At 49.7% G+C, this 23,412-nt stretch carries 30 protein-coding genes; 18 read left to right on the top strand and 12 right to left on the bottom strand.

Annotated features, from left to right (window positions below; translation table 11 throughout):
• Positions 1–3: 3 nt before the first annotated feature.
• The 9 genes from ACJJIY_RS02515 to ACJJIY_RS02555 all read right to left on the bottom strand — a co-directional run bounded on the left by ACJJIY_RS02515 (position 4) and on the right by ACJJIY_RS02555 (position 6,738).
• Positions 4–933 (bottom strand): SDR family oxidoreductase, encoded by a 930-nt coding sequence (locus ACJJIY_RS02515; RefSeq protein ID WP_444895991.1) that lies wholly within the window; start codon positions 931–933, stop codon positions 4–6.
• A 23-nt stretch (positions 934–956) separates the two neighbouring features.
• On the bottom strand, positions 957–1,331 hold the full coding sequence (locus ACJJIY_RS02520; protein WP_445359021.1) for a VOC family protein: 375 nt from the start codon (positions 1,329–1,331) through the stop codon (positions 957–959).
• A gap of 55 nt (positions 1,332–1,386) precedes the next feature.
• Entirely contained in the window at positions 1,387–1,755 is a 369-nt protein-coding gene (locus ACJJIY_RS02525; RefSeq protein ID WP_444895989.1) for a DUF2750 domain-containing protein, read from the bottom strand.
• A 61-nt stretch (positions 1,756–1,816) separates the two neighbouring features.
• The gene (rlmD, locus tag ACJJIY_RS02530) at positions 1,817–3,178 is read right to left on the bottom strand and encodes a 23S rRNA (uracil(1939)-C(5))-methyltransferase RlmD (protein ID WP_445359022.1); all 1,362 of its coding nucleotides are present in this window, start codon (positions 3,176–3,178) and stop codon (positions 1,817–1,819) included.
• A gap of 43 nt (positions 3,179–3,221) precedes the next feature.
• Positions 3,222–3,929, bottom strand: a complete 708-nt coding sequence (locus tag ACJJIY_RS02535; protein ID WP_445359023.1) for a M48 family metallopeptidase — start codon at positions 3,927–3,929, stop codon at positions 3,222–3,224.
• A 33-nt stretch (positions 3,930–3,962) separates the two neighbouring features.
• Positions 3,963–4,391, bottom strand: a complete 429-nt coding sequence (locus tag ACJJIY_RS02540) for a hotdog fold thioesterase (RefSeq protein ID WP_444892114.1) — start codon at positions 4,389–4,391, stop codon at positions 3,963–3,965.
• 82 nt (positions 4,392–4,473) lie between these two features.
• On the bottom strand, positions 4,474–5,088 hold the full coding sequence (locus tag ACJJIY_RS02545) for a DUF2799 domain-containing protein (RefSeq protein WP_445359024.1): 615 nt from the start codon (positions 5,086–5,088) through the stop codon (positions 4,474–4,476).
• A gap of 55 nt (positions 5,089–5,143) precedes the next feature.
• A complete protein-coding gene (locus ACJJIY_RS02550) occupies positions 5,144–5,794 on the bottom strand; it encodes an MBL fold metallo-hydrolase (protein WP_445359025.1) in 651 nt (216 codons plus the stop codon).
• A 50-nt stretch (positions 5,795–5,844) separates the two neighbouring features.
• Complete coding sequence (locus ACJJIY_RS02555; protein ID WP_445359026.1) at positions 5,845–6,738, bottom strand: hypothetical protein; 894 nt, start codon at positions 6,736–6,738, stop codon at positions 5,845–5,847.
• 434 nt (positions 6,739–7,172) lie between these two features.
• Between ACJJIY_RS02555 and malT the strand changes: the two genes are divergently transcribed.
• The 4 genes from malT (at position 7,173) to ACJJIY_RS02575 (ending at position 14,086) form a co-directional block, all read left to right on the top strand.
• On the top strand, positions 7,173–9,887 hold the full coding sequence (gene malT, locus ACJJIY_RS02560; protein WP_445359027.1) for an HTH-type transcriptional regulator MalT: 2,715 nt from the start codon (positions 7,173–7,175) through the stop codon (positions 9,885–9,887).
• A gap of 210 nt (positions 9,888–10,097) precedes the next feature.
• The gene (locus ACJJIY_RS02565) at positions 10,098–11,741 is read left to right on the top strand and encodes an alpha-amylase family glycosyl hydrolase (protein ID WP_445359028.1); all 1,644 of its coding nucleotides are present in this window, start codon (positions 10,098–10,100) and stop codon (positions 11,739–11,741) included.
• 1,359 nt (positions 11,742–13,100) lie between these two features.
• The gene (locus ACJJIY_RS02570) at positions 13,101–13,679 is read left to right on the top strand and encodes a hypothetical protein (RefSeq protein WP_353376764.1); all 579 of its coding nucleotides are present in this window, start codon (positions 13,101–13,103) and stop codon (positions 13,677–13,679) included.
• 137 nt (positions 13,680–13,816) lie between these two features.
• The gene (locus ACJJIY_RS02575; RefSeq protein ID WP_445359029.1) at positions 13,817–14,086 is read left to right on the top strand and encodes a hypothetical protein; all 270 of its coding nucleotides are present in this window, start codon (positions 13,817–13,819) and stop codon (positions 14,084–14,086) included.
• A gap of 42 nt (positions 14,087–14,128) precedes the next feature.
• Here the strand turns inward: ACJJIY_RS02575 and ACJJIY_RS02580 are convergent, their stop codons facing one another.
• Positions 14,129–15,070, bottom strand: coding sequence for an IS110 family RNA-guided transposase (locus ACJJIY_RS02580; protein WP_444894991.1), 942 nt, complete (start codon positions 15,068–15,070; stop codon positions 14,129–14,131).
• Between the two features lie 330 nt (positions 15,071–15,400).
• On the opposite strand from ACJJIY_RS02580, the gene ACJJIY_RS02585 reads away from it, so the two are divergent.
• The 11 genes from ACJJIY_RS02585 to ACJJIY_RS02635 all read left to right on the top strand — a co-directional run bounded on the left by ACJJIY_RS02585 (position 15,401) and on the right by ACJJIY_RS02635 (position 21,136).
• Positions 15,401–15,823 carry a hypothetical protein gene (locus ACJJIY_RS02585; RefSeq protein WP_444895979.1) on the top strand — a complete coding sequence of 141 codons (423 nt, stop codon included), beginning with the start codon at positions 15,401–15,403 and terminating at the stop codon, positions 15,821–15,823.
• A 78-nt stretch (positions 15,824–15,901) separates the two neighbouring features.
• A complete protein-coding gene (locus ACJJIY_RS02590; protein WP_444895978.1) occupies positions 15,902–16,282 on the top strand; it encodes a hypothetical protein in 381 nt (126 codons plus the stop codon).
• 116 nt (positions 16,283–16,398) lie between these two features.
• The gene (locus tag ACJJIY_RS02595) at positions 16,399–16,677 is read left to right on the top strand and encodes a hypothetical protein (protein ID WP_444895977.1); all 279 of its coding nucleotides are present in this window, start codon (positions 16,399–16,401) and stop codon (positions 16,675–16,677) included.
• Positions 16,678–16,792: 115 nt separating this feature from the next.
• Positions 16,793–17,203: a DUF6896 domain-containing protein gene (locus ACJJIY_RS02600; RefSeq protein ID WP_444895976.1), complete on the top strand. Its 411-nt coding sequence runs from the start codon at positions 16,793–16,795 to the stop codon at positions 17,201–17,203.
• A 134-nt stretch (positions 17,204–17,337) separates the two neighbouring features.
• On the top strand, positions 17,338–17,646 hold the full coding sequence (locus tag ACJJIY_RS02605; RefSeq protein WP_444895975.1) for a transposase: 309 nt from the start codon (positions 17,338–17,340) through the stop codon (positions 17,644–17,646).
• Positions 17,647–17,654: 8 nt separating this feature from the next.
• Positions 17,655–18,500 (top strand): IS3 family transposase, encoded by an 846-nt coding sequence (locus ACJJIY_RS02610; protein ID WP_445359030.1) that lies wholly within the window; start codon positions 17,655–17,657, stop codon positions 18,498–18,500.
• Between the two features lie 51 nt (positions 18,501–18,551).
• Complete coding sequence (locus ACJJIY_RS02615) at positions 18,552–18,953, top strand: hypothetical protein (protein WP_444895969.1); 402 nt, start codon at positions 18,552–18,554, stop codon at positions 18,951–18,953.
• A gap of 476 nt (positions 18,954–19,429) precedes the next feature.
• Positions 19,430–19,828, top strand: a complete 399-nt coding sequence (locus tag ACJJIY_RS02620; protein ID WP_444895968.1) for a hypothetical protein — start codon at positions 19,430–19,432, stop codon at positions 19,826–19,828.
• Positions 19,829–19,945: 117 nt separating this feature from the next.
• Positions 19,946–20,266, top strand: a complete 321-nt coding sequence (locus ACJJIY_RS02625) for a hypothetical protein (protein ID WP_444895967.1) — start codon at positions 19,946–19,948, stop codon at positions 20,264–20,266.
• 74 nt (positions 20,267–20,340) lie between these two features.
• Positions 20,341–20,682 (top strand): hypothetical protein, encoded by a 342-nt coding sequence (locus ACJJIY_RS02630; RefSeq protein WP_444895966.1) that lies wholly within the window; start codon positions 20,341–20,343, stop codon positions 20,680–20,682.
• Positions 20,683–20,773: 91 nt separating this feature from the next.
• Positions 20,774–21,136 (top strand): hypothetical protein, encoded by a 363-nt coding sequence (locus ACJJIY_RS02635; RefSeq protein WP_445359031.1) that lies wholly within the window; start codon positions 20,774–20,776, stop codon positions 21,134–21,136.
• Positions 21,137–21,192: 56 nt separating this feature from the next.
• Here the strand turns inward: ACJJIY_RS02635 and ACJJIY_RS02640 are convergent, their stop codons facing one another.
• Both ACJJIY_RS02640 and ACJJIY_RS02645 read right to left on the bottom strand, forming a co-directional pair.
• Positions 21,193–21,804, bottom strand: a complete 612-nt coding sequence (locus ACJJIY_RS02640) for a transposase (RefSeq protein WP_444895964.1) — start codon at positions 21,802–21,804, stop codon at positions 21,193–21,195.
• On the bottom strand, positions 21,774–22,106 hold the full coding sequence (locus ACJJIY_RS02645; RefSeq protein ID WP_444895963.1) for an IS110 family transposase: 333 nt from the start codon (positions 22,104–22,106) through the stop codon (positions 21,774–21,776). Before ACJJIY_RS02645 ends, ACJJIY_RS02640 begins: the two co-directional genes overlap by 31 nt.
• A 304-nt stretch (positions 22,107–22,410) precedes the next feature.
• Here ACJJIY_RS02645 and ACJJIY_RS02650 point away from each other — a divergent pair, with 304 nt between their 5' ends.
• From ACJJIY_RS02650 to ACJJIY_RS02660, 3 genes are all read left to right on the top strand, one after another.
• Complete coding sequence (locus tag ACJJIY_RS02650) at positions 22,411–22,629, top strand: hypothetical protein (RefSeq protein WP_445355575.1); 219 nt, start codon at positions 22,411–22,413, stop codon at positions 22,627–22,629.
• Positions 22,630–22,735: 106 nt separating this feature from the next.
• Positions 22,736–22,999: a hypothetical protein gene (locus ACJJIY_RS02655; protein ID WP_445355574.1), complete on the top strand. Its 264-nt coding sequence runs from the start codon at positions 22,736–22,738 to the stop codon at positions 22,997–22,999.
• A 46-nt stretch (positions 23,000–23,045) separates the two neighbouring features.
• On the top strand, positions 23,046–23,348 hold the full coding sequence (locus ACJJIY_RS02660; RefSeq protein ID WP_445355573.1) for a hypothetical protein: 303 nt from the start codon (positions 23,046–23,048) through the stop codon (positions 23,346–23,348).
• The last annotated feature ends 64 nt before the right edge of the window (positions 23,349–23,412 follow it).

The following is a 23,412-nucleotide window of genomic DNA, read 5'->3' on the forward strand; positions in this document are numbered from 1 at the left end:
TCCTCAGCTTTTGTGAGCGAGGCGATTTAATTTAAATCTCCGCATTAAAAACCAGTCCCTAAAACTGCGCGGCAGCCAGCGGGCCATCCAGGGCAACAGGCTGCTGCGATTGCCAATACGGACTAAGGGGCGCGCACGCTTGCGCAGCAGCTCACGCACCAGCTTTTTGGCCAGTGTGCTTGCCAATGTAGCATTCTGTTGGGACTCCTGGGCACGGGCCCTAACCGCCTCTTCCTGCCGTTTATACAGGGAGTCCGGCGGTAAAAGACCGCGCAGGGATGTCTCAGCGTGGCGACCAAATTCCGATGCGATCGCACCGGGTTGCACCGTCATTACCCGAATACCAAAGGGTTTTAGTTCAAGTCGCAAAACATCAGAAATAGAGTGTAGGGCCGCTTTAGAAGCACAATAGGCACCGGAGAAAGGTGTGGGCAATACCCCGGAAACCGAGCCAATATTACACACAATTCCGCCCTGCTCCGAACGCATTAAAGGTACACAGGCTCTAATCAAAGCTAGAGGGGCAAATACATTGGTTCGGAACTGCTTTTCGAGTGCTCGCGTGTCCAGTTCCAGCAACGGCCCCATCTGACCGTAACCGGCGTTATTGACCAAAATATCGAGCCGCCCGTATGCCGCTTTTACTGCGTGAACCACTCGATTGATATCCGCCTGGGAATTCACATCCAAGGCCTCTGTAGCAATTCCCAGGTCCGCCAGCTCTTGTAAACTTTCCGGGCGGCGCGCCGTGGCAATCACTATGGTTCCCCGGCGATGTAGCGCCAAAGCCAGTTCCCGCCCAATACCGCTTGAGCAGCCGGTAATTAAAGCCACTCGATCCGGAACTACATAACCCCGCCCAATTTGCGCAAGGCTTTCCGCAGCAAAACTTCGATTGGGGGAACGAAATCTGGAAATGGGCGGCTTATCCACAGGAACTGCTCCGTTTAATGGTCCTATCTCTCAATGGGCGTTTGCAGGTACTCAATCAATCCGAAAACATTGCCATAGGGGTCGAGAAAGCTCGCCATCAGCACACGTCCAGAAACTTCCTCTACATCCGTGTGCTGCCGCACCCCCATAGTACCGAGTCGCTCAATCTGCACGGCCAAATCCAAAACCTGCCAGTAAGCAACTACACCATCGGCCCGACTGATCGCGCTGCGCGCATCGGCATTTAATCCGAGCTCGCAATCACCAATACTAAATGCCGCATAGCTATCGCTTTCATAGCTGGGTTTCTGTTCGAGTACCTGCGTATACCAGGCCACAGCCTCGGTAATGTTGGCAACTCCGTAGACTGTTTTGCGCAAGCCAAGAATCTGCCCCATTTGAGACACCCCGTTGAGTAATTTTTATCCACTGGGTGGGGCACTATGGCGCAGTTTATTGCAGCTCTTGCTCCAACTGCTCCAGCAGGTCCAGGGGTTCCATCTCAACCCCTTCCAGTTCGGCATTCCAGTTTATCCCCACCAATAAGACATCTTCATGCATGCCGGTGAGCCAGTCATCCATAAATTCTTCCAGGTCAATTGCCACTGCCTCATAGTCAGCCCAGTCTCCTTCGCAGTGGTCTTGTGCAAATTCTCTTTGCGACCAAAAGGGCATAACCTCGGTATCTGCCCGCTTTTCAGACTCACAAAGTGCAAAGCCCTCCTCACCCTGCAGGGCCCAGACGCAGCCCTGGCCTACAGCTTCAGGCAAAAAGCGCGCGCAATTATCTTCAAAATTATCGGTTAGGGTTTCGCTTTGCATAACAACTTCGCTTAAACGGTTTTACCGCAGTTTACGTTAGTTTTCCCGGCCTCAATAGGCCCTAAATTCTGTCGAATACTGCCATCGACTCAACATGATCGGTATGGGGAAACATATCCATGACACCCGCCTTACTCAACCGGTACCCCAACTTCACCAATTCACCGGCATCCCGAGCCAGGGTGGCCGGGTTACAGGAGACGTAGACGATCCTACTGGCAGAAAATCGCGCCAACCCGCGCACAGCCTCCAAAGCGCCGTCTCTCGGTGGGTCCAACAGGATTTTATCGAAACCTGCTTCAGCCCAAGGCGCACCTGCCATTTTTTCGTTCAGGTCGGCAGAATAAAAGTGCACATTTTGTAATTGGTTCAAAGCGGCATTGTCCCCACCTCGTTGAGTTAAAGCGCCGACACCTTCGACTCCGATCACTTCCGCTGCACGACGCGCCAATGGCAGGGTAAAATTCCCCAATCCACAAAATAAATCCAATACACGCTCGGAGGGTTGCGGATCGAGTAACTCAACGGCTCGACTCACCATCTGCCGATTTATCGCAAAATTAACCTGCACAAAATCCTGCGGTTTAAACCTCAGCGTCAGGTCAAATTCCGGCAACTGATAACTGAGATAAGCAGCTCCTTCTGTCGGCCAGATTCTCTCCAGTGAAGCATCACCCCCACCTTGTATATACAGGTGTATACCGGTACTTTTAGCAAATGTTAACCAGAGCGCCAAGTCCTTATCTGACAGGGGCTTTAAATGGCGGAGCACCAGAGCTGTCACATCATCTCCAACCGCCACTTCCAGATGAGAAAAGTTTGCCCGGCCTTCACTTTCGCCAACAAGTTTTTTTAGCGACCCTAAATGTTCGGCAATTTTTGTATGTAGTACCGGGCACTCATCAATATCTACCAAATCATTGCTGTGCTTTTTTCGAAAACCAAAAAGCAACTCACCACCCTGGGATTTTTTCAATTTGCGAATGCCGATACGGGCCTTGCGCCGATAACCATAGGCATCAGCGGTTAACGGCGGCAGTATTTCTTCGGGTTCAATACCGCCAAAGCGCGACAACTGATCCAAAAGAATTTTTTGCTTTTCAATAATTTGTGCCGATGGCTCCAGGTGCTGAACCGAACAGCCTCCACATGAATCCACATAGGCGCACTGCGGCGCGCACCGGTCCGCTGAAGCCGATATGACGTCCTCAACAATTCCCTCATCAAAACGGCCGCGCCGTGCGGTATAGCGGAATTTAACCTGCTCTCCCGGTAAGGCACTATCAATAAACACCGTTTTGCCACCCACCCGGGCAATACCGCGCATATCGTGACTAAATTTTTCTATTGTCGCTTCAGCGCGGCTCGGCAAGTTTTTTTTAACCGGCTTGCGGCCAGTAATAAAACGGGGCTTCTTACTCATAATTAATTGGGAGAATTCAGTACAACTAAAGAATAGAAAAAAGTTACAGGGTCAGGCGGTGGCCGTTATCGCGCAACCAGCGGCGCAACTCTTTAAATCTGGGGCACACACTGTGGACTAAATCCCAGAAAGCGCGGCTGTGGTTATGATGTTGCAAATGGCAGACCTCGTGAGCCACCAGGTAATCAACCACCGGCTCAGGAGCGAGACAAACAAGCCAGTTAAACTGCAGCTCACCGCGGATACTACAGTGACCCCATTTGCTTTTGGTGCGACGGACTTTTACTGATGAAATACTTAACCCCAGCTGCTCGGCCAACACATGGGATTTTTGCGTTAACAATGCCAATGCTTCCCGCTGGTAAAGGCGTTGTAAAGCAGTTTGCAGCTGCGTGTCATCAGGCTGGCGATAGCGGGTATAAAGCCCGATAGCACCATCGCCAATACCGGCACTTTTACTGCTCATTGCACGCTGTAAGGGAAGCTGCTGTCCCAGCCAGGGAAAACTCTCACCAAAAGCGTACTGATATTGTGGCACCTGCGCGGCGCGCCGGTCGGCTGCGAGTAACTGCGCTCTCACCCACTGGATATTTTCCTGCAGGAATTCATGCCCATAACGGGCTGCACAACGCTGTGGAATTCGCACTTCCACACCACCGGAAGACAGTACCAGTCCCAGACGCTTGCGCCGGCTCGAACGCACCAAGCGATAGGGAATATCTTCAAAAATAAAATCCTGGGCCTGTTTCAAGCGGAACCTCCACTCGCAACCCAAGAGCTAATACTAGGCACCATGAGCTACAACAGCCATGGTAATGCGAGAAATACAGCTGAGTTTCCCATTGGGTGCATAGATCAGAATTTCCCACACCTGGCTGCTGCGCCCAATATGCACGGGTTTTGCACGACCGCGAACCTCTCCCTCAGGGACAGGGCGCAGGTGATTGGCATTAACTTCCTGACCGACACAATAAAATTTATCGGTATCCACTAATAGGTTGGCACCTATGGAGCCCAGCGTCTCCGACAATACGACATTAGCACCACCATGCAAAATACCGAAGGGCTGGCGAGTGCGATGGTCTACGGGTAAGGTCCCTTCCAGGTAATCATCGCCAATTTCCGTAATTTCCATTCCCAGGTAGCCGGGCATGCATTGGGATATTCCCTGGTTCAGTTCTTCCAGTGAAGGATCTAAATGCCAAATTGCCATTACAATAAATCTCTTGTGCGTGTGATACCGGAGCATTAACCCGGACTTCTTTACTTACATTCAGGATCAAAAATTTTTTTACTTACCAATAAAATAATCTGGCAGAAAAAAATCCGGGGGGATAATAGCCGGGTGTTAAATGCGTGGGGCCAAACAAGCCATAACGAAACAACTCCATATCCAACATCCGCAGCTCCCAGCGAAGGCGGCTGCGCTGCAAGTACAATGCCTGGGCCCGGGCTTCACTATCAGTGTTCCGATAGGCGTAATGCAGGGAGAGCAACTCGCGCTCTAAATTATCCCGGCGCCACAAAAGGCGCTGGTAATGCTGCTCAACACGGTATTCGGCGAGACCGCGCTCGTAATTCTGTAAAAACAAATCAGCAGTAGGGCCAGTGCAAACCCCTTGGTAATTACGTCCCCTACGCCCCTGGTGATAGCCATTTTCTGCAGTGCAGTAAGTCTCGACACCCTCTTCATGGCCCTGCAGCCATGCATCGCTATCCACATGCATGTCGTAGCTATCACACTCTTGGGCAATATCGTACACCAGCGACTGTGGGCGACCGCGAGCGCCGTCTTGCAGGCCCCGCTCATACCAGAGCCCCGCGCGGCACTCCTCTTCGGAAATTACTGCGCAGCCGCTTAACCCCAGCACCAGCAAGGCGAGAAAAAGACGTACTTTTCCTGCAAACATAAAATGGGACTCCCGGCGCTGTACTTCCCGCCTGTTATTGGAATCCAGGTATCACTTAACCAAAGCGCTTGTCGGCGACAAAAGGATTGGTTTGGCGCTCCTGGCCAAAAGTGGACATGGGGCCATGCCCCGGTACAAATTGAACCTCATCACCCAGCGGCCATAGGCGCTCTTTGATAGAGCGAACCAGGGTATCGTGGTCTCCCTGGGGAAAATCTGTGCGCCCGATCGAACCGGCAAACAAAACATCTCCCACCAGAGCCAACTGGCTCGGGCGGTGGAAGAAAATCACATGGCCGGGGGTATGGCCCGGGCAGTGGTGCACCTCCAGTTCCTGATCCCCTACAGTAACCGTATCTCCCTGCTCCAACCAGCGGTCTGGAGTAAATACTTCGACAGCGGGGAAACCAAACATCTGCGCCTGCATGGGCAACTGCTGAATCCAGAAATCATCGCCTTTATGCGGCCCTTCTATCGGCAGCAGGAGCTGCTTGGACAACGCCGCAGTGCCGCCTACATGGTCCAGGTGGCCGTGGGTCAGCAAGATTTTCTCCAGCTTGAGACCGCGCTCCTCCACCGCCGCCAGAATCTTATCGAGATCGCCACCGGGGTCGACAACAGCCGCGCGCTTACTGTCTTCACACCACAGCAGCGAGCAGTTTTGCTGGAAAGGAGTAACCGGAACCAGGTGATATTGCAGCGACATAAGAAAGCGGCCCTTCATCTTTTACAGGAGACTGTTGAGGTAATTGGGGATTATACCGCGAGAGCCTGCTGAGAGGGTTGTGGATGCCGATGAGCGGGCTTATTCACCGTCTTGAGCAGGGAGCGCACATCCTCTATCAGCTGCTCAACAACTATCGGGTTCCGCCAGTAATCCTCAGGGGGCGAGGGAAAAGCCACTGAACCCAAAGCGCCGTGATCGCTCAGCGAACAAGTCTCATAGTCACGGCACACCGCCTGGTTATAGGAGGGGCTCAGGGGTTTAAGGGGCCAGCCAAACAGGTCATTGGGGTGATAAAAATTCTTCCAGCGAAAATTGTATCCTCGGGTATTGGAGGTGACCGCCTGAATTTGCTCCCTGGGTCGATCGGAACACCACAGGGGCATGGTCGACCCCAGGGTGTACCAATGGCTCAGGGTCTTGAGGCGCAAAAACCTCTCACGCGCCGACCCTTTGTGAACCCCCGCCGGACCACCGTCACGCCAAACACCGCAACTGACATTGGGGCGCTGGGCGTCCCAGAGGTAATTAGATAGGTTAATACAACCCACCGAGTGGCTGACCAATATCACCGGGGCCCGCTCATCAACCTCATCAGCAGCCTTGGCCAGCGCCGCATAGATCTCGCGCTGGGTCTTTTCGTAGTTGCTATCCCGGCGATCCACATTGCCGGACTGCGCCGCCGTCTGCGACATTCCCAGGAGTAAATATTTTCGTGCACGCAGGAAGTCCAGCTCGCGCTTCTGCATACTCTCAAAGGTGCGCTCGATGTTGCTCTGGAAGTGCTCCAGGCCGGGTAATTCAGCGCAGTAGAGACGCGACCACTCCTCCCCAAGCTCGGTTTCCAATGCCGAAAACAGTGGCTTTGCAAACGTGTTATCCACAGCCCCCATACCCGCAGCAGCAAGGATTACGATATCCGCCATGGCTTCCTCTTCTTATTATTCTATCGGCGCCTTCGCAGCGCTCGGCTTTTTTAAATGAATGAACATTGATGAAAACCCGCACAAGGGGCATTCTCACTGCCAAAGAAAAATCGAAAAAATACTGAAAGTGGCGCGAGGGGAAGCTGCACAATAACGCATCCCTTTACGAGCCGGTGTGGATACATCAAAGTAAATATGAACTAACGTACCCACTAGTGAGCCGCAGAAACTGCATTGCGACGGGTTGAGATGACCGATTTAACCCGAATAGTAATATACTGCCCAAAGCTAAACCGGCGCCACTCCAATTTGCCACCCAAGAGGCGGAATCACCAGAAAGCTGGCCTATTACAGTGCTGTAACAATACCCGGGTCCTGGTGCATAATAGTGGCTGTACAAAAATCAAACATTTATAACAATCCCTCCCGCAGCGATGCTTTTAACTTCCAAATACAGCCTGCCGGATTGCCCCGAGCACGCCCTATCGCGCCCGCGCCTGCTGTCGGTTCTGAACCAATGCCACAGCGATCAACTGCTGTTGGTGACGGCTCCTGCGGGATACGGCAAGACCACGCTGGTTACCTCCTGGGCCTCACAGCAGGACAACCCGGTGGCCTGGTATACGCTGGATGCCAGCGATAATGAACCGAGCCAATTCTGCCGCTACCTGGTGGAAAGCGTGCACAGGGCGACCGGCAATGGTGTCCCCCAGACTCACCAGTTATTGTCCGCGCCCCAGCGCCCGGACCCCTCAACCCTGGTAAGCCACCTGCTGTCGGAACTGCGGGGCCTGCCCAGCGAACTGCGCATCGTACTGGACGACTACCACCAGATCGACAACCAGCAGGTGCACGACACTACCCGCTTTTTGTTGCGCCACGCCCCCGCCGGTGTCGGTATTGTTCTCACCAGTCGCAGCCAACCGCCTTTGGGCCTGGCCACCCTGCGGGTTCAAGGGCGATTACTGGAATTGGGCAGTAATGAGCTGGCCCTCAACATTGAGGAAATCGCCACCCTGCTCAAGCAGCGCCTGCCGTTTAATCTCGACGGCGACCGCGCAGCCCAACTGCATCATCTCAGTGAGGGCTGGCCCCCCGCCGTACAGCTATTCACTTTATCGGTGCGCGACAGCAACGAAGTGGATCGCTATCTGGCAGAGCTGGAGCAGGGCCACAGTCATATTCTCGATTACCTGGCTGAGGAAGTGCTGGAACGGCTGGAGCCCCAACTGCGTCAGCTCCTCTCCTGCACATCCATCCTCACCCGGGTGAATGCCCAACTGGCGGAGCGCCTTACCGGTCGCCAGGACGGTCAGCAGTTGCTGGAAGAAGCCGCGCGTCGCGGGTTATTCCTGCAGGCGCAGGATTCAAGTCGCCAGTGGTTCCGCTTCCACCCGGTCTTCGCCCGCTTCCTGCAGCGGCAAATTAATGACCGCGAACACTTACTGCAACTGCACAGCACTGCCTGTGATACCTGGCAAGAATTAGACCAGCCAGTGGAGGCCCTGCGCCACGCTTTGGCCGGCGGCGACCGCGAGCGGTTAAAACAACTGCTCAACGATCGAGGGGAACAGCTTCTGCGCGCAGGGCAATCGCGCCTGCTGCGGGACTGCCTCGACTGGCTCGGTGACGAAGCCCTGCGACACAGCGCCCGCTTTACCCTCCTGTCCGCAAAAATGGCGCGGGAGAATTTTGAATACGACCTGTGCGAGAAAAACCTGGCGGCCTCGGAAAGCTGGCTGCAGCGGGAGGACCCGGCACAGTGGCGCGACTTTGAAGGCGCCTTTGCCACCATGCGCGCCCAGGTGGCCATTGCCCGAGGGCAGACACTGCAAGCCAAGGAGTATGCCGAAGAAGCTTTGGCCCTACTCCGCGCAGACCAGCTAGGCGAAAGAATCTCCGCTCTGCTGGTCACCGGTGAGACCAGCTTCTGCCTGGGTGCCTTGCAAGAGGCCAACCGCTATATGCAGGAAGTTGAAGCCCTGGCGATCGCCGAACGGGATATCCCCAGCGCCGCCTGGGCCATCTGCCAACAGACAGAGATCGCCTTTGCCCAGGGCCTGCTGAAGAAAGCGTCCACGCTGCAGGAGAAGGTGCAGACCCTGGTGCAGAAAAATCACCTGTCCACACTGCCCATCTCGGAATTTGTGTGCCGGCTGCGCGGCCAGCTTCAATGGGAGTCCGGCGATCTGGAAGGTGCCGAGCAATCCGCTCGCCGAGGTATGCAAATCAACCGCCGGGTCGGCGAGCACTGGTTGCTGCCGGAGTACACCCTGCTTTTAAAAATCGCCCAGGCCCGAGGAGAGAAAGAGGAGTCCCTGGAGTGGCTGGAGCGTATCGAGCGGCTGCTCACTGACGGGCGCTACCACCGGGACTGGATCGCCAACGCCGATGCCACCCGCATCCGCACCTGGCGCGCCCTGGGCAATCAGCAGGCCATCGTCAGCTGGTTGGAACAGGCTACTCCCGTCGCTGACAGGCCCAGCAATCACTTTGAACAGTGCCACGGGCGCAACCATGTGCGCGCAATGATTGAGCTGCACCACTGGTCCGATGCCAATCGCCTGTTGAGCCGCCTGAAACAAGTCGCCAACGAGTGCGGCCTGGAAACAGATCGCCTGCGTAACCGGGTGCTGGAATCCCACCTGCTGTGGCTGAGGGAGCAATACCCCCAATCTGTAGAGGCTATTAGTGAAGCCCTGCTTCTCTCCCACGAACGGGATTTTCGCGCCAGCTTCCTGCAGATCGGCAAACCTTTAATCGTTATCCTGAAAGCCGCCCTGGAAAATGGCCTGGGAGAGGCGGAGTCCAGCAAAGCCCAACAACTGATCAAAGCGGCACAGCAGCAGCCAGAGCTAGACGGTGGTATTCGCATCGAACTGGATGACACCATTATCCGCGAGATACTGGCCAGCGATGCCGTGCCGGACTTCCTACGCCACTCCCCTCTAACCCCAAGGGAATGGCAGGTACTGAATGCGATTCATTCGGGGCTGTCGAACGAGAAAATCGCCCGTCACTTTAAGGTGGCACCGAGCACCATCAAGACCCATATTCGCAGCCTCTACCAAAAGCTGGACGTCAAGGATCGCCAGGAGGCCATCGCCCTGGCCGAGCAAATGCTTCGCTCGGTCCAGGACAAGCCCTAAACCGTCCTGCTCCAGCGGCACAGGGACGTGCCCACTATGCTCCTCATCCCCCGCCCGCCGATACCAAGCCGCCCCAGGCCGGTCACCCTTTACCCCCCTCTCCCCCCTCGCCGGGGAGGAGGAAGCCCGCCAATGACTACTCCATACTCACCCTATCCTTTAAAGGTGGACTATCTCCACATTTCAAATAATGAAACAAGGCAGTAATCCATGAGCGGCAACAGCTATGAGTGGTGGCGCAATAGCGTTATTTATCAGATTTACCCACGCAGCTTCTGCGACGCCAACGGAGATGGCATCGGTGATATTCCCGGAATTACGCAAAAACTGGATTATGTAAAATCCCTCGGCGTAGACGCCATCTGGATCTCACCCTTTTTTAAATCGCCGATGGTGGATTTTGGCTATGACGTTGCCGACTACCGCGATGTAGACCCTATTTTTGGCAACCTGGAAGATTTCGACCGGATGATCGAAGCGGCCCATGAACGCGGCCTGAAAGTGATTATCGACCAAATCCTCAGCCACACTTCAGACCAGCACCCCTGGTTCCAGGAGAGCCGCGCCAACCGCGACAACCCCAAAGCGGACTGGTATGTCTGGGTTGACCCCCAAGAAGATGGCACCCCTCCCAACAATTGGGTCTCCGTATTCGGAGGAGGCTCCTGGCGCTGGTGTACCCGCCGCCGCCAGTACTATTTGGCCAACTTCCTCAAAGAACAGCCGGACCTGAATGTGCACAACCCGGAAGTCCAGGAGCAGTTGCTCGCCGATATGAAGTTCTGGCTCGATCGGGGTGTAGATGGTTTCCGACTGGATGCGGTCAACTTTATTTTCCATCAGCAGGCCCTGGCCAATAACCCGGCGCGCCCGCTCAAGCTCGACGAGAAAGGCCTGCCGCCAGTCAATCACTACGACTACCAGTGGCACCAGAATGATAAATCCCAGCCGGAAAACCTGGTGTTTCTCCAGCGGGTAAGACAGTTAATGGATCAATATCCCGGCACTGTGACCGTAGGTGAAGTTGGCGACGACAACACCCACAAGATCATGGCTGAGTACACCACGGAAAAACGCCTGCACATGGCTTATTCCTTCGATCTATTGACCGAGGATTGCAGTGCGGGCTTCCTGCGCGAAACCCTGGAAAAAAACCGCGACGTAATCGACAAGGGCTGGCCCTGCTGGTCGATCAGCAATCACGATGTACCCCGCTCAATAACCCGCTGGAACAAAGGCTTTAACGACGATCAAGCCGATGCCAGAGCCCCGCTGTTCCTGCTGATGCAATTGGCACTGCGCGGCAGTGTCTGCCTCTATCAAGGGGAAGAACTGGGCCTGCCGGAAGCGGAAATTGCCTATGAAGATCTAGTGGACCCCTACGGCATTAATTTGTGGCCGGAATTCAAAGGCCGCGACGGCTGCCGTACACCGATGCCCTGGACCAATACCAGTGAAGACAACGCTGGCTTTTCTACAGCAAAACCCTGGCTGCCCGTTTCAACGGAGCACCAGCTGCGAGCGGTAGAAGTGCAGCAAGACACTCAGCGCTCCATGCTCAACCGCTTCCGCGCACTGATCGATTGGCACCGGGAGCTACCCCAGTCGTTGGCGACAGCCGGGCAGGAAGTGATCGACACCGGCAGTGATTTATTTGCTTTTATAAGGCGCAGCAACAGCGAAGAAATGCTGGTTGCTCTCAACCTTGGACAAAGCAGTGGCATCTTGGAATTACCTGCAGCATTCTCCGGTGCACACAATATTACCCCTGCACTGTTTGCTGGCAGCGTGGAAGGTAATAGCTTAGAGCTAGCTGCCGCAGATGCCTGTGTGCTGCTGCGTAAAAAAGCCTGATTGATTAGCAATTTAAAAGATGCCCAGCTCATATTCGAGCCTGGGCATCAAGTAAGAATTACAGTCTCTCTGCAACGTCTCTTCCTTTCGACGTCTGCTTTCCCGCCGGCACAATGCCGGCTTTTTTCTGTTTAACTCCAGCACTTCATCATCTATAGCCTGCAAAATAAAAAAACCAGATAAAGATATCCGGTGCGGCTCCCCTCTCAAGGTAAATCTTCGCTATTGGAAATAACCAAATGCAAAGACAAAATCATCAACTAATGAAAAATACCAACCCATCGAGTTAAGAATCCTTTAATCTCAATTTAAAGCACTACCATTGGAGGGGCACGTCATATGATTTTTCAAATAAAAAATTGAAAAATTCTGAACGTTTATATAAAACCGATAATAGGACTTATATTTTAGCTATTTAGAAATGGGACAGTCCTTCCTTGAAGTACAAGGTGAGAGAGGCTTCTCGCAACCTTCCCACCCTATCAGTGAGGCTATTTTCCTTAACAAAATACATGAATTGCTTCTCCCAGTGAGTATAAGTTTACCTCTCCTTCCTAATACAACCGTACTTAACTTCAAATATGCTACCAGGAGACTCCCGTGAAGCATTCAGTCTTACTTGGTACTCAACCGCGAATATCTTCCATAACATTGCTCTTCAAGCTGTCTGATATACAGCATTTCATATCTTGTTCTACTTTCAATGTCATAATTCAAGAGAAGCTTCTCCTATTTCTGGATAGAGCGAGCTAAGTCATTGACTTTAAAGGGGGGGCACTATTGTCACGAGCAAGAAAAGCAGGTAGATATATAGCCGCAGCTATATATCTACCTGTTGAGGATTGCGCCAGAGCCTCTAACCTACTGATATTGCCATGTTTTTTGGGTAATATTGGATGACTGCAGCAGAAATATATAGAAGGGTGATATAAAGACGCTTCTTTTGAATTAACTGTTATTGGTCGCTCGCTCCAGTTTTGCGGGGGTTCAATAAAGAATAGCAGGTAATTATTAGGTTGCTGTATAAAAAAACAGTATTGGCGGGAAAGCCCATAGCCAACGGTTCGACCTTCATGTAAGCTTCGAAGCTTCAGCGACGCTCGCATAACGAAGTTAATGCGGACGGCGCAGCCGCTTCGAAGCAAGGCCGCGAACCTAGTGCTGCTAGTTTCTCTCTCCGAATCGTGGTAGACAATAAAAGAAAGATATTTGTAGTGGATTTGTACACAGTGCCACGAGCAACAAATAACAACCCGATTATGCGGAAACCTAAAAATTGTCATTCCCTTTGCTTGCACAAAGGCACTGCCAACTTTCTTAACGGTTCCGCATATCTATTTTCGTTAGCTGCGCGTAAATATGAACATCAAAGAATTATCAGAGAAGCTATACGAAGATCTTAACGGTCGAATCACCGCCGTAGATTATTCAGATGATTTAATAATCGATTTCCAGTGTGATGATTGGAACGACTATGATGTTACCCGCTATTTCAAGATTACGTGTCATGGAGTAACAGAAAGCGAAGTGCGGCCTTCTGTGTCTGGCGAGATCGAATTTACGGATTCTCACCAGTTACTATGGAATCACAATGAGCCTCATGGGTATCTTTATTACTCCTCACAGCCAGAAAATAGGTATGAAATACTAGGGCGAGTTTGGGAGGCTCATGAAAAACTATTTGGTGGCTGGCGTCCCCTTACTGACTTTGCCAATACATATAACGCAGGCCAGTTCATAGAGTTCTGTAAAGGCTCTAATGGGCAACTAGCGCAGGGGCCAAAACCGCTAATGGAGCTTTATCAAAGTGCAGTTGGTAATCACATTAAAACTAATTTTATTCCCTCATATAATCCTGAGGGTGGGTGCAAGGCATTGGTGTTTGATACATGCTTTGTAGTATGTAAATCCGTAGCTGTGGTAGAGGTCCGCAGCTAACAAGTGCAGGCTAGGGACGCAAAAACCGCCGCTTCGCTCTGGTTTTTCCGCCCCAGCTGCAAGCGTTATGTATCCATATGATTCTTCCAGAACATTATAAATTCGTTAGCGCATTCAGTTCTTTAGCAACGGGATTCTTGAGCTCGCGCTATGGATCTGAAGAAGCCTTCGAAAAGATAAAGGAAATGGCTCCAGGCTATTCGGACTCAGAGTATCGCGATGCGGTAACCGCTGCGATACAGCTGACCCGTTTAGCTAAGGAGACATTCGATAAGTTTGTACCTGGAGACTATTCTACGATTGATTATGATAATTATCTAAAGGCAGCCGATTTGCTGATAACAAACTACGACCACCATGTAAAACGAGGTGTTCTAAATATCATGATACAAAATTCACTTCGCTAAGTGAGAAAACATAACAAGTGACTATGGTTACTCGTCAAGTTTTTAAGCCATACTTTCATCCCAGTAGGTGTTGTTTTTCACCATTGTATTCAGGATCGTAATCTGCTTTCTCATGCAGGCAACCAGAGCAACCTTTTTAGGTTTGCCAGCGTCGACTAATCGCTTATACATGGGCTTTAGTTTGGGATGATGTTGTATGGCCGACATGATGGAAACAAAAAGAACCGTGCGTACGCGATGCCTTCCACCTCGAATATATCGTTTGCCCTGGAAGTTGCCGCTATCACGGTTCATCGGGGCGATACCGACAAGTGCAGCGATTTCTTTACGGTTCAATTGTCCTAGCTCAGGAAGTTCACTCATTAACGTATAGGCCAATACATTTCCGACCCCTTTGGCACTCAACAATAGGTCACGCCTTTGCCGCCACTCGGACACACTGTTAACCAGTTTTTCCAGTTGCTTGTCGATACCTTGTAACTCTTTCTTGATGGTGTTTAGAATGGTCTGGATAGGTTTGTGTACTGATTTCGGCATCCTCTGAAGCCGATTCTTTTGCATTGTACTCATCTCTAAACACTGACTTCTTACAGCCAGTAAGTCACTGATCGCCCTAAGCTTTTCTGGTTTTAGCACCGACAGCCCTGGCTTCATGGCCTCACCAAAATGTGCAATATCCATTGCATCTAGCTTGTCAGTTTTGGCGAGGCGCCCTGCAGATTTAGCGAAGCTCCTTATCTGCGAAGGATTGCAAACAACAATAGGTAATCCGGCTTTGTCGGCGGCGCAAACAAACTCTAACTCGAGCCTTCCCGTAGACTCTATTAATACTCTTTGAGGTTTAAGAGGTTGTAGTTGTTTAATGGCATCTTTAATGCCATTTTTATCATTGGCAACACTAAAGAACTGGCCAGTAGGTCTCACATAAATATCGAGTTGTTTACTGCTGGTATCGATACCGACATTGATCTCTTGAGGTTCCATAAGATAAGCTATCTCCGCCTTGCTATTCGGGCTCGAGGCCCACATGACTATCCGAGTTATGCCTAGTGAGTGCTTATCACGTTCATACTTGTTATCGGTCTTTTACGAACCAGCCAAGCAGCGAACTGTGATAAACAAGGCCTTCGGTGGCCGCCGAAGGTGGGTCTCAATTTACCCGTTAACGAAAAGGATTTTCAACATCAGAATCGGGCAAGAACAACCATACAAAGCCAAGCACGGCCGCCAGCAAAGCTGGCTGGACCTACATTCCGCTGCTTCGCAGCTCCATTTCGGCCCGTGTTAGTGGCGTTATATTTCAAGGAGAGAAGTTTGGACCTTAAAGAATTTGTTTCAGAAACACTTGTTTCCATTGTTGATGGGGTAAGGGCTGCCCAAGAGCGATCTAGAGAGCTTGGTGCATCTGTGAATCCTGGCGGCCTCATGAGAAATAAAGACTCTGTGAGTGAAAACTCCATATGGGACAACCGAAATAATAACTACGCTCAATCAGTTGCCTTTGACATCGCAATAACCGCTGAAGACTCTGCAAAAGGTGGCGCTAAAGTAAAAGTTCTTTCGGGAATTTTCGGTGGTGATATTGGTGGAGAAAAAGGCTCGAAAAATATACTGGCAAGCAGAGTGCAATTTTCAGTACCAGTGCTTTTCCCTACTGAGGATGTTCTAGATGAGGGGGCTCGAACAGTTCAGAAACCTCAAGCCCAGATCCCAAATCCAATCAAGCCCATCAAATGAAATATAACAATCGCAGGCAGGATGCTACGGCCTAAGCTGCGCTTTGGCCGTAGCATCCTGCGGGCGTTATGAGTAATCATGGATAGAAAGTACAACCTAGATATTGCTGGCGAAATTAGATTTGGCCCACAGTATTTCGAGTTAGAAATTCAGGGAGTTAAAATCCCCAAATACTTCTATGGCTTTAATCGAGCCGAACTCGAAGGTGGCCGATATTTGGCAATCGAAGAGTGGCTTACAACGGATTATCAGAAAGGTCCAATTACTAGAGTTGCAATATTTGACTTGGAAAATGGTCTGGTCAGTAGGCTCAAAACCGTAGAAAAGGGTTTCGTTTCTAGCTTTAAATTAGCAAATGGAGTCTTCTCTTACCGAAAAGAGTTTCATGCCAAAGGTAACGTTGTTGAGTCCGTGCTTGATTGGTCCTCTATAAATAATTGGGAACTGACAAACTCATAACAAGCGGCTGCATCGGACAAATTCCGCTGTCATCTTTTGTGCAAAATACGCACAAAAGCCGCCAACAAAAATTTGCTCGGTGAGCCGGGCGTTATGAGTCAAAGGAACACTAGACCATGGAGCTAGGAAAAATATATAAGGGTGTCTCCGTTGATGAGCTCCACGTCGTACGTGACGGTGATTCTTTTCTAGTTTCATTCGATTTTGTTGCTTCTGGAGAAGCCATCAGTACCAAACTATCGGGTGTTCGCGATTCAGAGGATCTGTGTGAGATATTAAGAGCTGATAGATTGTGGGTGGAAAAAATGGAAGAAACCCAAGTTGAGTTTGGAGTATATAAACTGGGTGTATCTCATGAATATTACACAGAAATTTTCTTCGATGCTCTATCGTAGCCAAGCTCATAACAAACAGCAGCACGATAGCCCGGCAAAAAGCACCGGGCTGGACGGCCTACACGCCGCTTCGCTCTGTTTCGGCCGCCCGTGTGCTGGGCGTTATGTGTAAATCATGAATACTGAACTTCGAAAAATCATCTCCGACTTCAAAGAAAAAGTTGAAGAGGCCAATGAGCTACTAAAGAGGTATCTTGAGATTGATGAACCTCATAATTGGGGGCCGCCTATTGAGCAGGTTGGCATGCTTGGAGGGAAGCATAAGTACTTTTTTCACGGTATTGGCTGTAAAGTTCATATCAGTAAAAAAGACACTGTTGACTTCGACTATGGAGCCAATGGTCGTATTGATGGTTTCGATGAGTGGAGACTATGTGGCTTCGTTCGTACTCGTAGCAAGCAATATCCCAATGTAAAAGAAAGTGATATTAAACAATGGTTTCAAGAGGCTATTGAAGCCAAAGAAATAAAGAAAGCGGATCCGAGAGAATATGGCAATTTGTACTATCTCGTGCAAAACACATAACAAAGCAAGGCAAAATCGCCCTGCGGGCTGGACGCGCTAACGCGCGCCTTTGCTTGCGGCGTTATGACTAAGACTTACCCACGTTTAGTAGACACCCTGTATAGTTAGGTTTAGGCCTAACACGGAGGTGTATCATGGGTAAGAAAAGAACTCAGGCGTATACGGAGGAGTTCCGCAGAGAAGCAGTTAAGAGAGCGGAAAAGCCTGGAGCAACAACGGCTTCTGTGGCGCGAGAGCTAGGCGTCAGCGCACAGCAGATCTACAACTGGCGTCGTCAATTTAATCGACTGTCTGATAAGCAGTTCAATAGTTTAGACGGTGTCGACTATTCCAAACAGGAAAGCGCTGAAGTTCGCAAACTCAAGAAGGAGCTGCATGAAGCTCGTCAGGAGGTTGAGTTTCTAAAAAAGGCAGCTGCGTACTTTGCGAACCACCAAGAGTAAAGTACGCATTGATACAAGAGCATGTAGGGTCACTCCCGGTTAGCTTGATGTGTCGGTGTTTAGAAGTCTCAAGATCGGGTTATTATCGATGGCGGGGGCGATTGCCATCTGCTCGCACGATTAGAGAGATACGAACAATCGAGAAAATCCGAGAGACGTTTGCTGAGTTTAAAGGTCGTTATGGCGCGCCTAGAATTGCTTGCGAGCTTCAAGAGTTAGGTGAGCCATGCTCGCGGAACTACGTCGCTAAGCTTATGCAACAGGAACATATTAAAGCGAGAAACGGCAAAGGCTTTCGATATAGTCAGCCCGTGGAGGGGAGCATTAACGTCTCCGCCAACTTACTTAAGCGTTGCTTTGATGTGGATCGACCAAATTGCCGCTGGACCAGTGACATTACGTATATCTGGGTTCTGGATAGGTGGCTATACCTCGCGGTAGTTATGGATCTGTACTCTCGACGTATTGTAGGTTGGGCATTCGACTCCCAGATGACCGATGAATTGACACGTCGAGCATTGAAAATGGCCCTAGAGCGACGACCAATAAAGCCTGGACTGCTAGTTCACTCTGACAGGGGTGTGCAATATCGATCGCAGAAATACCAGGATCTCTTGTCCGAAAGCAAGTGCAAGCCGAGCATGAGTCGCCAGGCTAACTGTTGGGATAATGCGGCAATGGAATCATTCTTTAGCAGGCTAAAAGTCGAGCTGGTCTATGCCAGAACATTCGAAAGCGAAGAGCAAGCAAAATCTGAGGTGTTTGAATACATTGAGATTTTCTACAATAGGGTTCGTAGGCACTCTGCATTGGGCTATGTAAGTCCAGCAGAGTATGAGCGAAAATACGTATAGTTAGAGTGTCTACTTTTTGTGGGCAAGACCAGTTTCACCGAAATTTAGATAATGCCAGTAATATTTGATTTAAAGGAATCTAAGTCACCATGGGCATCTTCAGTTAACGAAGTTCTTGAGGCGGATTGGCCAGAGTATATTGAATCCAATGGGGTTGTAGGTTCTCGTCAGTGGTGGCAGAGCTATGAAGCTGGTACTATACCCCATAAAAAAAAGAGCAGTGTTGTCACTTTTGTCGGCGAGAGAATCGACCAGTTTAACGAACAATACGATGCTGTAGAAATTGATCTTGATGGTTCGCTAATAGAGTATGATCGCTGCGGCTACTGGGATAGTGAAGCCGTCGCTGTAGGTACTAGGCTGGCGATTGAAACATTCGAGATTTGCGTAAAACAAAAATACGGTCCAACTACTTTTATATTTGAGCGGTTAGTTGAAACAATCAAAATATAATAAGGCGCTGTTGTCGCAGCCTTCGGCTGCTGGGACGGCCGAAACCTTCGCCCACTGCGTGGTCCGCCCCAAAGCTTGGCGTTAAGTGTCCTATGAAATGTAAGCACTGCGAATCAGAAATAGAATTACAATCTGCCATAGATAGTGCGGAGTTTTCCTGGCCTCTCCGCCAAATGGTTTGGTGCTTGTGTAGTAAATGTGGCAACGGCAATCATGTTCGCTTTGAAAGAGGCATTGCACAAGTAGTTAGCTTGTCAGGCTCCCCTGGTTACGAGTATGAAGTGCTTTCATCAACTAATGAGCCAACTATTGAGGTTCGTGCTGACCAAGAATATTTGCACGTGTGGCTGCAAGGTAAGCACCATGAGGTGCAAGCACGTGCGTAAAACACTTAACAAGGGCCGGCACCTCACCGCCTCTGGCGGCTGGACTCGCCACTGCGTGGCTCGCCTGTGCGGCCAGCGTTAAGGCTCCCTATGAGATTGCGAGGAAATTGGGATATTGATCGTGTTCCAACTAAAAAGGAGCGTATATTTACAATCGTAGTTTCCCTCATTATCTGCACATTTACTGGAACAGTATCTTACTTCGGGATGCTTATGTTCCTTAATGGAGAAGCTTCATTTTTAAGCTACTCGTTTTTCTATGTAACTTTCCTTCTATCCCTTTGGGCGTTGATTCGTGCATGTGTAAGTCGCGCGTCGAAACCTAGTGGGGTTGCAATTATGACTATTGGCTCATTCCTATTCTTAATTGGTGTAGCACTTCTATTTATCCCTTATGGCAATGCTTTTCAAGCATATTTTGTTTTTGTAGGGCTCTTCGGCGGTACCACCACCTTCCTTCAAGGGTTGCGTAAGCTAAATGTGCCTTAACAAAGTTATCAAGCATCGCCCGCGAGCGAGCTGGACCTCCACTCCGTTGCTTCGTTTATGGTTTAACGCTACGCTACCGCAAACAAACCAACGGCGTTATGGTGCAAGGAGCATGAAGTGAAGGAAGTCTTCCCAATCATTTTTGGAGTGTTATTTTGTTCGGTATTTGTTTGGTTCTTCCTCTGCTACCGACTATTTAAAATATTAGAAACCAGGCACCCTGATAAATATGCCTCGATGGGAAAGCCAAGCCTCATCATGAACAATTCTATTTCTAGCAATATTTCGTTTATGAAGTTTCTCTTCAAAAGAGAGTGGCGAGACCTTGGAGATTCGGGTTTGGCTACGCTAGGAAAGTCTATGTTGGTTTTCTTTGCTGTTTACATGATGGGTTTTCTAACCTTATTTTTTGTGGTGCCTCTAGGTTATGCACCATAACAAGGCGCTCAAGCGGGACAAAGTGCTGCGCACTTCGCCCCTTAGCTGAGCGTTAACTATTGTAAGAGACAAATGTGATATCTGATAAATTCGATAGAATTGAAAATCCAGACTGGGAGCCTGATGCTCTTGTGCAGGTATGTCTTTCCGGTAAAGATATTATCGTAAAGAATGGATACCAACCTCATTACAGGGTTAAAGTCGACTACCTCACGACTACAATTCATTGGTTTATTGATGCGGGGATTGCGGAACCTAACAGGCACACTCTAGCATTTGTTAAATTTATCACGCCAGAGGCATACCCAAATTGCCTAGAGACTGGTGCTAATCTGGAGGTTCTAGAAGGCTCAAGAGCAGTTGGCCATGCTGAGATACAGGAAATATATAATGAGCAATTACGTAAAGGCAGCTAACAATCACAGGCACGTTGCTACGGCCCTTCGGTCCTACGCGGGACGGCCTACGCTGCGCTCCAGCCGCCCGTGCTGTGGTCGTTACATGTCTATGAAGTTATTACTATTTATTATTTTTCTAGCTTTTACGCAGATAGCACTTGGTTCTGTAAGGTGTTCAGATCCCATTCATGGAAGTAAAGAAACTCTACACTCATGGGAGTTATATGGAGGCCTTGGCCATAAGTTCTATGCCGTAAGCCAATACAAGGGCTTTAAAATAAAGGAAGTGGTTATTTTCCTTGATGCAGGCAATAAAAATCCTGGTGCTTCGATCCCGATGAAATTCACTCTTCAAGGAGGGAAGGCTGAAGGAGAGTCTGATATCTCTGGAAACTGGAAAAGTGTTGAAATTGTTGCTTATTATGGGGAAGGAATCTGTGATCCCAAAATTGCAGTCAGTATCAGTATGTAACAAGTGACTATGGTTACTCGTCAAGTTTTTAAGCCATACTTTCATCCCAATAGGTGTTATTTTTCACCATCGCATTCAGGATGCGTAATCTGCTTTCTCATGCAGACAATCAGAGCAACCTTTTTAGGTTTACCAGCGTCGACTAATCGCTTATACATCGGCTTTAATTTGGGATGATGCTGAATGAATGCCATGATGACGACAAACAAAACCGTTCGTACACGATGCCTTCCTCCTCGAATATATCTCTTTCCCTGGAAGCTGCCGCTATCACGGTTCATCGGAGCGATACCGGAAAGTGCAGCGATTTCTTTACGGTTCAATTTTCCTAGTTCGGGAAGTTCACTCATCAGCGTATAAGCCAATACATTTCCAACTCCTTTAGCACTCAACAATAGGTCGCGCCTTTGCCGCCACTCAGACACACTGTTAACCAGTTTATCCAGTTGCTTGTCGATACCTTGTAACTCTTTCTTGATGGTGTTTAGAATGGCCTGTATAGGTTTGTGCACTGATTTCGGCATTCTCTGAAGCCGATTCTTTTGCTTTGCACTCATTTCTAAACACTGACTTCTTGCCGCCAGTAAGTCACTGATATCCCAGAGTTTTTCTGGCTTTAGCGCCGATAGTCTTGGCTTCATTGTCTCACCAAAATGTGCAATATCCATGCACCTAGCCTGTCAGTTTTGGCGAGGCGCCCTGCGGATTTAGCGAAGCTTCTTATCTGTGAAGGGTTGCAAACAACAACAGGTAATCCTGCTTTGTCAGCGGCGCAAACAAACTCTAATTCGAGTCTTCCTATAGACTCTATTAATACTCTTTGAGGTTTAAGAGGTTGTAATTGTTTAATGGCATCCTTAATGCCATTTTTATCATTGGCAACACTAAAGAATTGGCCAGTAGGTCTCACATAAATATCGAGTTGTTTACTGCTGGTATCGATACCGACATTGATCTCTTGAGGTTCCATAAGATAAGCTATCTCCGCCTTGCTATTCGGGCTCGAGGACCACATGACTATTCGAGTTATGCCTAGTGAGTGCCTGTCACGCTCCTACTTGTTAACGGTCTTTATAAACCGGCGCAACAACGAACTGTGACAAACAAGGCCTTCGGTGGCCGTCGAAGGTGGGGCTCAATTTACCCGTTAGAGAAAAGGATTTTCAACATCAGAATCAGGCAAGAACAACCATACAAGGCGCTGCACCCGACTCCGGCGCTATCGCGCCTCCGCAGGTGAGCTTGGCATTGTAAACCTAAAGGGAATTACCTGAATGAACATTAATAATTCATTGATCGGTCAGTTTATTACTATCTTTGCAATTTTTATCGGCATTATCAGTTACTACCTTGGCCGCAGGAAGACGAAAACTCCAATACTTGCAGCGTTTCTCGGCGCTGTATTCTCAATTGTTCCCGTGTTCGGACTTGTGTATGTGGTGGTCTTGATGTTCAAACGAGACATTAGTAATAGTAGCCAAGCAAGTGCGTAATTCAGTTTATAACCAAGCCAGGCAAGATCGCCCAGCCGAGGGCTGGACTGGACAGCCTACGCTTCGCTTCAGCTGCCCTTGCTGGCAACGTTCAAAGGAGATGAACATGCAATCTGTAACTAGAGGAATATTTTTCATATTGGCATTTATTCTCTTTATCTTTGGAGTAATAGACGTTGCAGAGCAATTCAAAGCAGGAGAAGAAGTCAGGTGGCGAGTACCTATAATTTTCTTAGGGTTTGGTGCCGGTATACCACTCGTTCTATTCTCGTTTCCTGAAATGTTTAGTACCGAAAGTGATGCTTATGCAGACAAAGAGTCCGGTGAGTGTTCATCAGACAATTGTAGCGGCGATGGAGATAGTGACTAAACAATGTGCCAAATACTTAACGAGCGTTATTTTTCTAGGAGGTTCTGTGGCTTGGAAATGCCAAAACTGTAGTACAGAGATCGAAGAATCCAGCTTTGAAGTTTGCTGGAATTGCGGCTGTGAGAGAGGGCAAGCAAAGCCACCTGAATCGAAGACCCAGGCCCTTAAATGCCTTCGCTGTGATTCGGCGATGCTAGAGCTAGGTTCCAAAGAGTTTCACGAGGGCACTCGATGGGGCGCAATTGGAAATCTCGGGGAGTTGTTTGTAGATAAACAAGTGCTCGATATGTTTGCTTGTGCATCCTGCGGCAAAGTTGAGTTCTTCTTACCCAGCGCAGGCGAAAGATAACAAGGCACTGTAGGCGGATTTCAGCCAGCCCGGCTCTGCACGTGCCTCGCAATTTTAGCCGGGC

This window comes from Microbulbifer maximicatervae (SeqCode) (assembly GCF_052468155.1).